General features: G+C 73.1%; 8 protein-coding genes. All 8 read left to right on the top strand.

Translation table 11 applies throughout. The annotated features are described in order from the left end of the window. Position 1: 1 nt before the first annotated feature. The 8 genes from SGFS_RS17780 (at position 2) to SGFS_RS17745 (ending at position 12,252) form a co-directional block, all read left to right on the top strand. Positions 2–802 (top strand): class I SAM-dependent methyltransferase, encoded by an 801-nt coding sequence (locus SGFS_RS17780; protein ID WP_286251472.1) that lies wholly within the window; start codon positions 2–4, stop codon positions 800–802. A 106-nt stretch (positions 803–908) separates the two neighbouring features. Continuing rightward, entirely contained in the window at positions 909–2,459 is a 1,551-nt protein-coding gene (locus tag SGFS_RS17775; protein WP_286251471.1) for an alpha/beta hydrolase, read from the top strand. Beyond that, on the top strand, positions 2,456–4,024 hold the full coding sequence (locus tag SGFS_RS17770; protein ID WP_286251470.1) for an MFS transporter: 1,569 nt from the start codon (positions 2,456–2,458) through the stop codon (positions 4,022–4,024). Before SGFS_RS17775 ends, SGFS_RS17770 begins: the two co-directional genes overlap by 4 nt. Positions 4,025–4,182: 158 nt before the next feature. After that, a complete protein-coding gene (locus SGFS_RS17765) occupies positions 4,183–4,683 on the top strand; it encodes a flavin reductase family protein (RefSeq protein ID WP_286251468.1) in 501 nt (166 codons plus the stop codon). Positions 4,684–4,849: 166 nt separating this feature from the next. Then, positions 4,850–6,544 carry a DUF4192 domain-containing protein gene (locus SGFS_RS17760; protein ID WP_286251466.1) on the top strand — a complete coding sequence of 565 codons (1,695 nt, stop codon included), beginning with the start codon at positions 4,850–4,852 and terminating at the stop codon, positions 6,542–6,544. Between the two features lie 471 nt (positions 6,545–7,015). After that, positions 7,016–9,052: a glycogen debranching N-terminal domain-containing protein gene (locus SGFS_RS17755; protein WP_434028203.1), complete on the top strand. Its 2,037-nt coding sequence runs from the start codon at positions 7,016–7,018 to the stop codon at positions 9,050–9,052. Positions 9,053–9,228: 176 nt separating this feature from the next. Then, positions 9,229–9,987 carry an NUDIX hydrolase gene (locus SGFS_RS17750; RefSeq protein WP_286251464.1) on the top strand — a complete coding sequence of 253 codons (759 nt, stop codon included), beginning with the start codon at positions 9,229–9,231 and terminating at the stop codon, positions 9,985–9,987. Positions 9,988–10,125: 138 nt separating this feature from the next. Continuing rightward, positions 10,126–12,252, top strand: a complete 2,127-nt coding sequence (locus tag SGFS_RS17745; protein WP_286251463.1) for an ABC transporter ATP-binding protein — start codon at positions 10,126–10,128, stop codon at positions 12,250–12,252. Positions 12,253–12,277: the final 25 nt, after the last annotated feature.

The raw sequence follows: 12,277 nt of genomic DNA, 5'->3' as shown, positions 1-12,277 counted from the left end.
GATGAAGGTGGATCCGGCAACCCAGGACCAGGGCGGGACAGCGGCCGACCCGACAGCGGACTCGACCCTGATGGACGCCGCGTACAGCGGTGTCTACGGCGAGATCTACCGCACGCACTGGTGGTGGCGCGCCCGCGAGCACCAGGTGCTGCACTACGTCGGCAAGCACGGCCGGTGGCACGGCCGCCGCGCGAAGATCCTCGACGTCGGCTGCGGCGACGGGTTCATCTGGCGGCGACTGGAACCCTTCGGCGACGTCGAGGGGATCGAGCCCGACCGGTTGCTCGTGGCGCCCGATTCACCGCGCCGCGACCGCATAGAGGTCGCGGACTTCGCGCAGGGACGGCCGCGCGGCGCGGACCACGACCTGGTGCTGATGCTCGATGTGCTGGAGCACATCGACGACCAGGGCGCGGCGCTGCGCCGGGTGGCGTCCCTGCTCGGCCCCGACGGCCGGGGCGTCATCACCGTCCCCGCGCTGATGGCCCTGTGGAGTGAGTTCGACGAACTGAGCGGCCACTTCCGGCGCTACACCCGCACCTCCCTGCGCACCGCACTGGAGAGCGCGGGGCTGCGGGTGCTGGACGTGCGCTACTACTACGCGTGGACGGTGCTGCCGCTCTTCCTGCGCCGGCTGCTCTTCAAGGCGGACGCCTCGGAGCACAGCCACTTCGTGAAGGCCCCCGCGTGGCCGGTCAACCAGCTCATGTACCGGCTGAGCCGCATCGATCACTGGCTCACCCGCCGACTGCCCGCCCCCGCCGGCAGCTCGCTCATCGCCGTGGTCGCCAGAAAACCCTGACACCGGACAACGACGAACCACAGCGACAGCGACGAACGACAAGAACCTCGAACGACAAGAACCTCGAACGACAAACCACGAACGACGAAACGACGAAGGAACAGACATGTCGGAAGATCGTGCGCGGTGGTCCCGCCGCGTCCGGGCCGTCGCCGTCGCGGCGTGCACCGCAGCCCTCGCGGCGGTCGTACCGGGTTCGGCCGGAGCCGCGGAGCCCAGCGCCGCCGCGGTGGACGAGATCGCCTGGGCCGACTGTGGTGAGGGCTCGGTGCCCGATGCCCAGTGCGCGGCGATACAGGTGCCGCTGGACTGGGCGAAGCCCGACGGCGAGAAGATCACCCTTGCCCTCTCCAGACTGCCCGCCCGGGACCCGGAGAAGCGGATCGGCCCGCTGCTGTTCAACCCCGGCGGCCCCGGAGGCTCCGGCGCGGCCGTGGTGGCCTACAGCGATCTGCTCACCGCCGCCCCCGAGTTCGAGCCGCTGCGGGACCGGTTCGACCTGATCGGGTTCGACCCGCGCGGTGTCGGCCAGAGCACGCCGATCACCTGCCCGAAGCCGCTGCACGACCCGGCGGTCAGCGTGTTCCCGCGCACCCGGACCGCGTTCGAGGACCTGAAGCGGACCAACCGCACGGCGGGGCGGGCCTGCCGCGAGGCGACCGGCCCGCTGATCGACCATGTCGACACCGCCAGTGTCGTCTCCGACGTCGAGGCCCTGCGCAAGGCCCTCGGCACGGAGAAGATCTCGTGGCTGGGCCTGTCGTACGGCACCGAGATCGGCTCGCTGTACGCCCAGCGCCATCCGGACCGGGTACGGACGATGGTGCTCGACGGAGTCGTCGACCACAGCCTGTCGGCCCGCCGGGCCGCGGTCGACGAGGCCCGCGCCACCGAGAAGGCACTGCGGCGCTTCGCCCGGTGGTGCCGCGGCGACGAGCAGTGCGCACTGCGCGGCACCGACGCGGTCGCCGTGTACGACACCGTCATGGCCCGCGCCGGGACCTCCGGCATCCCCGCGGCGGGCCTGGGCCGCGACGCCGGCGCGGAGGAACTCGCGAGCGGCGCCTACACCTACCTGACGCAGCCGTCCACGTGGCCGTACCTGGCCGGCGCGCTCGCGGCAGCCTCGGGACAGGCCGGGGACGCCGACGCCACCGACCTGGCGGCTCCCGCGTCCTACCTGCAGCCGGAGTACAAGGCGTACCGAGCCGTGGGCTGCCACGACTTCGCGCCGGACACCCGCGACTTCCTCGACCTGCGTGCGCAGACCGCCCACCTGCGTGCCGTCGCCCCGCACACCTGGCGTTACTCGGAGTTCTGGGACTGGACCAGCGGCTGTCTGGACTGGCCGGTGGCCGCCGCCAATCCGCCGGCCCCGCTGAAGGTCCGCAATGCGCCGCCCATCCTGCTGGTCAACACACGCCACGACGCGGCGACCCCGTACCGCTGGGCGGAGCGGGTCGCGGCGAAGATCGTCGGCGGCAGGCTGCTCACCGTCGAGGGCGACGGCCACACCGGCATCCTCAACTCCTCCTGCGCACGCGCCCACGAGGCCGAGTACCTGGTGACCGGGAAGACGCCCGCGGCGGGCACGACCTGTGCCGCTTCGCAGTCGGCCGAGGTCGCCGCCTCGATCACCGGAGGCGGTCCGCGGTGACCGGGACACCGGACGCGCCCGTCGCCGAGGACACCGAGGCCCCGCACGGCAAGGCCACGTACCACGAGTGGCTCGGCCTCGTGGTGATCGTGCTGTGCTGCGTCCTCGTGGCGATGGACATCAGCGTGCTGTTCTACGCGGTGCCCTTCGTCGCGGCCGACCTCAGCCCCACCACCTCCGAGGTGCTGTGGGTGATGGACATCTACGGCTTCCTGCTGGCGGGCCTGCTGATCACGATGGGCGCGCTGGGCGACCGCATCGGGCGGCGCAGGCTGCTCATGCTCGGCGCGGCCGGGTTCGGGGTCGCGTCGGTCCTCGCGGCCTACTCGAGCAGTCCCGGACTGCTCATCGCCAGCCGGGCCCTGCTGGGCGTCGCCGGCGCGACGCTGGCACCGTCGACGCTGTCCCTGATCCGCAACATGTTCCACGACGAGGGACAGCGCCGCGCGGCGATCGGTCTGTGGACCGCCGGGTTCGCCGCCGGCGCGATGTTCGGTCCGATCACCGCCGGCGTGCTGCTGGAGCACTTCTGGTGGGGCTCGGTGTTCCTCATCAACGTGCCGGTCATGCTCATCGCGCTCGTACTCGGCCCCATCCTGCTGCCGGAGTACCGCAGCCCGAGCCCGGAACGGTTCGACCTGTTCAGCGCGGCACTGTCGCTGTCGGCGGTCCTGCCCGTGGTCTACGGGGCCAAGAGGTTCGCCGAGGGCCACCTCGACGGGAGGGCGGTGGTGTCGGTCGTCGCCGGACTCGCGGTCGGCGTGCTGTTCATCCGGCGGCAGCGCCGCTCGCCCGACCCGCTCATCGACACCAAGCTGTTCCGGGACCGCGCGTTCAGCACCGCCATCGCCACCACCACGGTGGTGCAGTTCGCGATGCTCGGCATGATGATGCTCACCTCGCAGTACGCCCTGTCGGTCCTTGGACTGCGACCGCTCATCGCGTCGTTGTGGCAACTTCCCGCGATCGTCACGCTGTTCCTCGGGCTCACGGTGGCGGGGGTGCTGGCCCAGCGGGTCCGGCCCGCGGCCGTCGTGTGCACCGGCCTCACCCTCGCCGGTGCGGGCTTCGCGGTGATGAGCCTGGTGGAGTCGGACGGCGGGCTCGCCGTCATCGTGACCGGCGCGAGCATCATGACCTTCGGGGTGGGCATGGTCGTCCTGCTGGCGACCGATGTCGTGGTCGCCACCGCGCCACGGGAACGCGCGGGGTCGGCGTCGGCTCTGTCGGAGACCAGCAACGAGTTCGGCGGCGCCATCGGCATCGCGATGCTCGGCAGCATCGCGCTGACGGTGTACCGCCGCGAGGTCGAGGACGTCATCCCGGCCGGTCTGCCTCCCGAGGCGGGCGAGGCCACCCGCTCCACCCTGCAGGCGGCGGTGGAGGTCTCCAAGACCCTGCCCGACCCCGCGGGCCCGGCCCTCGAACAGGGCAGCATCGAGGCGTTCACGGACGGGTTGCAGGTCGCGGTGCTCACCGGATCGGCGATCCTGCTGGTCGTCGCCGTGGCGGCGGCGATCGCGCTGCGACCGGTACGCATCGAGGCGCACCCCCCGGGGGACTGACAGCGACTCCCCACCACGCGGCCTTCCCCGACAGCGGGGCCCGGCCCCTTCCCACCACCCGGGGCCGGCCCCTTTCTCCTCTGCCCCTGCCAATGTCTTCCCTGCCTCTATCAATCGATCAATGGATCGGAGGTCCAAACGGTGAACGGGACCTGGCCATGACCATCGACGGAACGGCCCTGCGCACCGCCCTGCGACCGTACGCGTCGGGGGTGGCGGTGCTCACCGCCACGGACTCCGCAGGCCCTGTGGGGGTGACCATCACCTCGCTGACATCGATCAGCACGGAACCCGCGCTGGTCTCCTTCGCCCTGGCCGACACCTCTTCGACGTGGGCCCGGATCAAGGACAGCCGCTGGTTCGGCATCCACATCCTGGCCGGGGACCAGATGGAGCTGGCCGGACGCTTCGCCACCCGCGGCGTCGACCGCTTCGCCCCTCCCACCCGCTGGCACATCGGACCTCATGGTGTCCCCCTCCTCGACGACTGCCTGTCCTGGCTGGTCTGTTCCCGCTACGACCGCATCCGGCTCGGAGACCACCACCTGGTCGTAGCCGCCGTGGATCACGCGCAGACCGGCGCGGAAGGAGACAGCCTGATCCACCTCCACGGCGCCTTGCACCCGGTCGCCCCCATCGTCCTCACGACAGGCATGTAGGGCAGGCAGGCAGGACACGTCTCCGTCGCTCATGGCCCCATACAAACCGATGCCTCGGACATCGCGGGGACGAGCAGGTCGAGCTGTGGACAACTGCTGACGCGGTCATGCCCGAACTTGTCCACAGGTCAAAGCGGAACTCCAAGATCCGCGAGATGGTCGCCGCATGACGAATCACAGCGAAGCAGCCGGGACCGCCGGCAACGGTGACATCAACGGGCAGAGCGAGTACGGCGAGCCCGCCCCGCACACGGGACACCGGCACCCCGCGCCCGCCCCGTACACGGGACACGGCCACCTCGTACCCGCCGGGCCCTCCTCGTACGCAGGACAGGGCATGACCGGCCGCCTCCGTGGCGAGCAGCAGGTCACGCTGCGCACACCGGCCGAACTCGCCGACGCCTTGCCGTATCTGCTCGGCTATCGGCCCGAGGACAGCATCGTCCTCGTCGCGCTGCACGACGGCGACGGACCCGGACGGTTCGGCGGGCGGGCCCGGCTCGGGATCCCGGCCCACGCGGACGACTGGCCGTCCGTGGCCCAGCAGTTGGCCCACGGGCTCGTGACGGGAAGCGAGCGCCGCGGCGTCAAGCCGGGGAGCATGGTCGCCTTCCTCTGCCAGGACCCGTCGAGCGGTGAGTCGGGCCGAGAGGTCATGGAGCGACTTCGGCCGCTGGCCCAGCTGTTGCGGCGGGCCTGCGGCAGCCTCGACGTCCCCGTGGTGGAGGCCCTGTGCATCTCCGACGGCCGCTTCTGGTCGTACTGCTGCCCGGGCAACGGGTGTTGCGCGCCCGACGGCCAGCCGATGGGCCTGCCGGGCACCTCGGTGCTGGCCGCCGCCGCGACCTACGCGGGTCTGCGGGTGCGCGGCAGCCTGCGGGAGCTGAGGGCGCGGCTCATGCCATGGGAAACCGCCGCCGCGCTCCGGCAGGAGGAGGCCCTCGACGCCGCACAGTCGGCCCTCGTCCCACGGATCCTGGACGCGGAGAGCCGAGCGGCCGTGGGCGAGGAGACGCTGGCGCTCGCCCACCGCGTCATCGGCCGGCTCACGGACACCCCGCCCCCGTCCGACACGCTCGACGCGGACCTCCGCGACGACGAACTCCTCGGACACGAGGACGCCGCCACCCTGATCCTCGGCCTTCAGGACCGCGCGACCCGCGACCGCGCCGCCGAGTGGATGGAAGGCGACGAGGCCGCCCCGGCGGTTCGGCTGTGGCGCGCCCTGGCCCGTCGCTGCGTCGGCCCCTACGGCGAGCACGCGGCGGCGCCGCTCACACTCGTCGGCTGGGTCGCCTGGTCCACCGGCGACGAACTGGAGGCCCGTGAGGCCCTGGCCATGGCCCTCGCCGCAGACCCCGACTACCTCTTCGCCCGCCTCCTGCACCAGGCCTGCAACGAAGGCCTCGACCCGGAGTCGATCCGCCGCTGCCTGCGCGCGGAACGCAAGGGGCGCGACCGGGCGGAGCCGATTTTGGAGCCGGCATCGACGGACCGGAGCGGACCCGTGGGCCGTCAGGACCAGGCAACGGCCTCGCAGAAGCCTGTCGCGCCGGAAGACGCGGTGATCCCCGATCCCGCCGACGAGCCGACCCCCTCCGAGCGGCCCCGAGACACGGACTCCCGCTCCGACCAGCCGTGCGCCACCTCCACCCGGCGCCGACGCAGGCCGCGCCCGGAAGAGGGCACCCGTGCTCGCGGCCCCCGACGATCCCCAGGAGGGGCCGACGCCCGACGCCCACACCCCCACGACGACACCTCGGCCCCCACCCGACGACCGGGACGTACGGCCGACGGCGCGACCGGCCGGGCCCGTGCCCGGCACGGCGACGGAGGACAGGGCACTGAGGGTGACACGTGAGTGCGCCACCCCCACCGGACGAGCACGAGCACGCGTGGACCACGACCCACCACGACATCCCGCCCCGCGCGACCCCGGCTCATTGCCTTTCGGCCCCCCCGCGCCACACCACCCCGCGGCCATTCGGTCGGCTTCCCGGAACGGGGGCGTGACCCGGAGCGGAGCCGCTCCGTTCACCTGAGTGGCGGTACCCATGGTTCGCATGCCGCCGTGTCAGTCCTGTCCCGCCCGATCACCCGGTGCCGAGCACACCCCACGCGCGCCGAGCGCGGAAGAAGCCGCCCCATGCCCCTGCACTCCTCGCCCGACGCCTTCGATACCTCAGACGACGACGGCCTGCCACTGCGCGGGCTCACAGAGCCCTCCACGCGCGGGGCGGGCACGCGGACACCGCGCACGGACACGCGCAGCCCGACTCCACACCTCATGGGCGCGCGCCCAGCGGCCACGGGGGGCACCGCGCCGCTTCCCATGGGTGCGGGCGGCGCTCCGGAGCGCGCCCCCGCCGGGGCGCGCGGCCAGGTGCCCCCGCCGGCGCCGCCCGCCATTCCGCGCAAGCCCGCAGAGCTGCCGCCCGCCCACACCACGCTGATCTGTGTCGCCCTGCCGGGCCTCGCGATCTCGACGGACCAGGGGCAGTTGACCGGGCAGGGCCTGGAAGGCTTCTACCGCGCGGGCCGGCGCATGCTCTCCCGCTGTGAGGTACGGGTGGCCGGGCGGGAACCCCTGGCGGTGCAGGCACGGATGGTCACGGCCGACCGGGCCAGATTCATGGGCACCCTGCGCATGTCCGCCGACGCCGGGCCCGACCCGGACGTCATGGTCGAGCGCACACGGCACGCGGACGGCACGGAGCGGATCACCCTGCACAACACGGCCCTCCGCCCGATGCGCCTGCCCGTCGAGGTGGCCCTGGGCACGGACCTCGCGGAACTGGGCGCGGTGGCCTCCGGCAGAGCCGGGCCGGAGCTGCCGGCCAGCGTCCACGACTCCGGCCTGCGCTGGTCCGGAGCCACAGGGCAGTCGACCGTCACGGCCCACCCGCCGCCCGCGGACGCGCTGGCCTCCGCCGGGCTGCTGCGCTGGGAGCTCGAACTACCACCGGGGGGCACACGCAGCGTGGAGCTCCGGGTACGGCCGGACGGGGCGGGACCCATCCGGCCGGTCGGGCGCGGTGCCACGAGCCCCATCGCCCAGGCCCGTGCTGCGGGTGACGACCCCGGAGCCCAGGCACTGCTGCACACCTGCCTGGAGGACCTCGAAGCGCTGCTGCTCCGCGATCCCGCGAACCCGTCCGACACCCACCTCGCGGCGGGCGCGCCCTGGCGCTGCGGCATGGCACCGGCCGACGCGCTGGCCGCCGCCCGGATGACGCTGCCGCTCGGCACCCGCCTCGCCGTAGGCACCCTGCGCACGCTCGCGCGCACCCAGCTCGCGGGGCCGGGAGCACAGTTCGGCCTGATCCCCGGCCCCCGGCGGGACGTGGGCCCGCACCTGCCGCCGGGCTGCACCGGCACCGAGGCGACCCTCCTGTTCCCCGTACTCCTCGCCGAAGCCAGACGCTGGGGTCTCCCCGAGCAGGAGACAGCGGAACTGCTGCCCGCCGCCGAGCGCTGTCTGCAGTGGCTGCGGACCACGACCGGAGACATCACCTACCTGGCCGACCCGCGCCCCGGCGGACCACTGCGCTGCGAGACACAGGCACATGCCCATCGGGCCGCACTGCTGGGCGCGGACCTCCTCGACGCGTACGCCAGGCCGGGCGGAGCGGAGCTGAGGGAGTGGGCCCGGCTGCTGCGGCACCGGTTCCGGGCGGACTTCTGGGCAGAGGACCGCGGCGGCGGCAGACCCGCTGCCGCCCGCACCCCGGACGGCCGCCTCGTGCCGCACCTGGGCGCCGCCGCCGTCCACCTCCTCGACACCGGCCTGCTCGGCGCGGGCACCCACGCGCCAGGACTGCTCGACAAGGTGCAGACCGAGCAACTCGCGCGGCTGCTCGGCGGCCCGGCCATGGACTCCGGGTGGGGACTGCGCAGCCTGGGCGCGAAGGAATCGGCGTACAACCCCTTCGGGCATCGCAGTGGAGCCGTACGTGTCCACGAGACGGCGGTCGCGGTCGCGGGGCTGGCGGCCGCCGGGTACGAGAAGGAGGCGAGTTCGCTGTTGCGGGGGGTGCTGGCGGCGGCCGACGGCTTCGGCCACCGGCTGCCCGAGATGTACGCGGGGGAGCAGCGGACGGCGGGCGGCGCGCCCCTGCCCCATCCCGCCGCCTGCAGACCGGCCGCGACGGCGGCGGCCGCCGGGGTCCTGCTCCTCACCACCCTCGCCGGTATCCGCCCCGACGCCCCTGCCGGGACGGTGACGCTGCGCCCGGTGTGCAGCGCGCCGCTGGGCGAGATCGGCCTGACCGGACTGCGAGTCGCGGGCGCCCCCTTCGCCGTACGCGTCAGCAGACTCGGACTGGCCATGGTCGAGGAGGCGGCCGACGGGCTGCAGTTGGGAGTGTGACCCCAGGTGAGAAGTGATCGCACGATCAGTGGCGGCTCATCAGCGCCGCCTCGGCCGGAATTCATGAGTGCCGATGGGACAGAACGCAGGAGAGCGGTATCGGACAGAAGTGGATCAAGCTGGCCGTGACCGGTGAAGGGAGTGTTTATCGTCAGGCAGACGACTATGATCGCGGCATGCCCTACGACCCGTCGGCCTACCCGCCCTTCGCCGTAACCGTGGACCTGGTCGTACTGACCGTCCGTCGTCACGCGCTCTGCGCGCTGACGGTACGGCGGGGCGAGCAGCCGTTCCAGGGCCGGTGGGCGCTGCCCGGCGGCTTCGTGAGACCGGACGAGGACCTGGCGCAGGCCGCGGCACGCGAGCTGGGCGAGGAGACCGGGCTGAGCGCCCACGACCCGTCCGCCCCCGCACAGGACAACGGCGCCCACCTGGAACAGCTCGCGACCTACGGCGACCCGAAGCGTGACCCGCGGATGAGAGTCGTCAGCGTCGCCCACCTCGCGCTCGCCCCCGATCTGCCGGCCCCCCGGCCGGGCGGCGACGCCAACAGCGCACGCTGGGCACCCGTCGAGGAACTGCTCCAACAGGGCGGTTACGGCCGAGACGGCGAACCGGTGGCGCCGCTGGCCTTCGACCACGCGCAGATCCTCGCGGACGGCGTCGAGCGCGCCCGCTCCAAGATCGAGTACTCGTCGCTGGCCACCGCCTTCTGCCCGCCGGAGTTCACCGTCGGTGAGCTGCGCCGGGTCTACGAGGCCGTCTGGGGCGTGGCCCTCGACCCACGGAACTTCCACCGCAAGGTGACGGGCACCCCCGGCTTCCTGGTGCCGACCGGCGGGACCACCACACGCCAGGGCGGCCGCCCGGCCCAGCTCTTCCGCGCAGGTGGCGCCACCCTCCTCAACCCGCCGATGCTGCGCCCCGAGGTCTGACGGACGCGAGTGCGGGGTGCGCTCCGCGAACGCCTGCCCAAGCCGTGAGAGGCCTGCCTCGAAGCGACCTGTGGCCTGCCCCCGAAGCGAGGCTCGAGCTGCCCGGAAAACCGGACATACCGCGCTATCTTGCTTTGGGTGATCCAGGCCATCGGACTGACCAGCAACCCTCGCAGGGAGCTTCCGCCAACCGTCGACGACGTGTCCTTCGAGGCCCGTTCCGGCCGCGTCACCGCACTCCTCGGCACCCCGGGCGCGGGCAAGACGACGGCGCTGAGGCTCGCGCTCGAACTCCAACAGGGCCGCGGCATCACCTACTTCAGAGGCCGCCCCCTCCACCGCATCGCCCACCCGACCCGGGAGGTGGGCGTGCTGCTCGGCGACGTACCCGGCCACCCGTCCCGTACGGTCCGCGGCCACCTCCGCATGCTGTGCGCCGCCGCGGGCCTGCCCGTACGGCGCGCCGACGAAGTCCTCGAAGTCGTGGGCCTGATCGGCCTGTGCGACGCGCGCCTGGGCACGCTCTCACGGGGCATGGACCGCCGTCTCGGTCTGGCCTGCGCCCTGCTGGCCGACCCGCACACGCTCGTGCTCGACGGCCCCGCCGACGGACTGTCGATCCGTGAAAGCCGCTGGCTGCACGGGATTCTGCGGGCCCACGCCACCCAGGGCGGCACCGTCCTGTTCGCCACGCGTGACCCCAAGGAGGCGTCCCGGACCGCCGACCGGGTCCTCACCCTCGAACAGGGCAGGCTCGTCGCCGACCAGGAGGCCACCGACTTCTCCCGCACCAGGCTGCGCCCACGCGTCGTCGTCCGCACGCCGCACGCCGCACGCCTCGGCGCTCTGCTCACCAAGGAGGCCAGGTCCGCACGACGATCCGTGGAGATCGTCCGGGAGGGCGGCAACCGGTTGTCGGTGTACGGCAGTACGTGCGCCGAGGTCGGCGAGACAGCGTTCCGGCACGGCATCCTCGTACACCAACTCGCGGACGAGATCGGCGACATGGGGCCGATGCGGATGCCGATGGCAACGCCGCCGTCGACGCCGGGCCTGGATCCGTCCTCGGCCGACGGGCCCCAGCCTTCGGTCGAGGGGTCGCACGCGCCCGCCGCGGGCCCCCGACCACCGATGGCGGATCCTCCGGCCACGATCGAAGACCCTCACCCGTCGGCCGAGCCCCTTCAAACGCCCTCCGGACCCTGTCGGCCGTCGGGCGAGAGCCTGCCGCCCGCCGTCGAAGCACCTCGGTCCACCGAATCACCTCGGTCCACCGAATCACCTCGGTCCACCGAAACGCCTCCGTCCGCCGCCGACGGGGAGCAGACCCCGGCCGAGACCCCGGAGGCACCCCGCGGCCGACCTCGGGCGAGCGTCGGCAATCCGCAGGCGTCAACCCGCGTCCAGGAAGCCGACGGGCCCGTACCTCTTTCGGGGCGGGCCCCGGCGACCGATCCGCTGCCTCCGCTTCCGCCGAGGATCACCGTCCGCCCGGCCCGCAGCCCCCTGCGCCCGGTGCGCTACGAGCTGCGCCGGGCCACCGGGATCGGCACCGCGTACGTCACCGCGGCCGCCGTACTCGTCACCTCCGCGCTCACCGCCGTACTGCTGGCCCGGATCGGGCACACCCCGCAGCCGCGGTTGCTGGCCGCGTGGCCCCGGGAGCTGCCGTTGCCACCGGCGGCGCTCGGCGCGGGGCTGCTCGGCGCGCTCGCCTTCGGTGACGAGTTCCGCCACCCCGCCCTGGCCGCCGACCGCGGCACCGTCCCCCGCCGCCTGGGACTGCTCGCCGCGAAGCTCCTTGTCGCCGCGGCCACCGCGCTGCTGCTGGCCTTCCTCACCGTGGGCTGCGACCTCGAAGTGCTGTATCTCGTCTACGGCCGGGAGCTGACCTCGCCTCCCGCCGACTGGTTCGCGCTCGGCGCGAGTTGGCTCGGCCTGGTCGTGGGCTGCGCCTGGGCGGGAGTGCTCGCGGCCGGAGTCTTCCGTTCCACGACCGCCGGGCTCGCGGCCGTGCTCGGCGTGCCCCTCCTCGTCGTACCCCTGGTGCAGAAGGTGCTGGAGGGGCCGACGGTACGGACCGCGGCCGGTCTGCCGCTGCGTCTGCGTGAGCATGTGCTGGTCCAGTGGCCGTTCGGAGGGGAGCGGTACCTGGCCGCTGCGGCGCGTGTGATCGCCCAACCCGTGGGCGGCGCCCTGCTGTTGTCGCTGACCGTGCTGCTGTGCGCGTATCTCATGACGACCATGCGAAGCCGGGTTCGGTGACGACCGTTCGTATCTCTCTGCGGTC

Source organism: Streptomyces graminofaciens, from assembly GCF_030294945.1.
Classification (GTDB): Bacteria; Actinomycetota; Actinomycetes; order Streptomycetales; family Streptomycetaceae; genus Streptomyces; species Streptomyces graminofaciens.
The sequence above is the reverse complement of the archived record's forward strand: the minus strand, read 5'-3'. Positions and strand labels throughout refer to the sequence as shown.

What these genes read in the sequence shown, in the direction of transcription:
- SGFS_RS17755 (WP_434028203.1), top strand. Translation starts at nt 7,016, where the DNA reads ATGGGTGCGGGCGGCGCTCCGGAGCGCGCCCCCGCCGGGGCGCGCGGC.
- SGFS_RS17775 (WP_286251471.1), top strand. Translation starts at nt 909, where the DNA reads ATGTCGGAAGATCGTGCGCGGTGGTCCCGCCGCGTCCGGGCCGTCGCC.
- SGFS_RS17760 (WP_286251466.1), top strand. Translation starts at nt 4,850, where the DNA reads ATGACGAATCACAGCGAAGCAGCCGGGACCGCCGGCAACGGTGACATC.
- SGFS_RS17750 (WP_286251464.1), top strand. Translation starts at nt 9,229, where the DNA reads ATGCCCTACGACCCGTCGGCCTACCCGCCCTTCGCCGTAACCGTGGAC.
- SGFS_RS17780 (WP_286251472.1), top strand. Translation starts at nt 2, where the DNA reads ATGAAGGTGGATCCGGCAACCCAGGACCAGGGCGGGACAGCGGCCGAC.
- SGFS_RS17765 (WP_286251468.1), top strand. Translation starts at nt 4,183, where the DNA reads ATGACCATCGACGGAACGGCCCTGCGCACCGCCCTGCGACCGTACGCG.